Genomic DNA, 964 nt, shown 5'->3' on the forward strand with positions numbered 1-964 from the left:
AAAGCGTAGGTGGTTATGTTGGTTTTAGTAATTTAGATTCAACAGAAGATGCTGATGGTTTACCAGAAGGATTATCTCGCAGAATTGCTAAAGGTAAAAGTGTAACAGCTGGCTTTAAATGGAGCTATTACTTACCAGAATTTGGTTTAGGTGTGAAAGATCAGTTTAAAGTGAATGCAGGTTATCAATATCGTCATTTCCAACAAAAAGTTGGGATTGATGCAGCAAGTAACCAGCTCCAAGTGAGTAATCATTCTAAATATAGTTTAGCAGGTGGTTATATTGGCTTATCTGGTGAAATCCAACCTACAGCAAGTGGTAAATTTAGTTTTGATGTTGCACAACACTATTACTCAAAAAATTTCCCAGGTTCAAGCCGAGTGGAGAAAGTTGCAGAGTTTGAAGAAAAAGCGAAAAGCTATACTTTAACTCGTTATAGTGTGGGTTATAGCCAAGACTTCGCACAGGGTTGGAATATTGATACACAATTAAGAGGTCAATATACAAAGAGCAACTTAGCAAGCATAGACCAAGATTCAGTAACTGGCGTATATAATGTGCGTGGTTACCGTTATACTGGTTTAAGCGGAGATAAAACATTCGTTTGGAAAACAGAGTTAAGCACACCGAGATATACAAATGCGAATATCAGTGGTTATGCTTTCTATGATTGGGGTAAAGTTAGCTACAATAATAAATTGTCACAAAGCGAAGTACTATCAAGTGCTGGTTTAGGTGTAAAAGCGAGAATGGGCTTAGACTTTGATGTATTTGTAGCAAGACGTTTACATAACCACGAGTTAGATCAACGTCATAACGGCAAACGTAGCGACAGAACCTCTGTTTGGGTAAAAGCCTCTTATTTATTCTAATGGATAGATAGTGTGTAAATAATGATAGGCGAGCGTAATGCTTGCCTATTTTTTTTGTCCATTCACAAAACTTTTCGGTATTATGTAGCAGT

Annotated in this window: 1 protein-coding gene; it reads left to right on the top strand. The window is 37.0% G+C overall.

Annotated elements, in window-relative coordinates; translation table 11 throughout:
* Window positions 1-872: ShlB/FhaC/HecB family hemolysin secretion/activation protein (locus A1D25_RS01955; RefSeq protein WP_162853262.1), on the top strand; the 872-nt coding region annotated here is incomplete at its 5' end.
* Between the last annotated feature and the right edge of the window lie 92 nt (window positions 873-964).

This window comes from Ursidibacter arcticus, from assembly GCF_009761375.1.
GTDB classification, from domain to species: Bacteria; Pseudomonadota; Gammaproteobacteria; order Enterobacterales; family Pasteurellaceae; genus Ursidibacter; species Ursidibacter arcticus.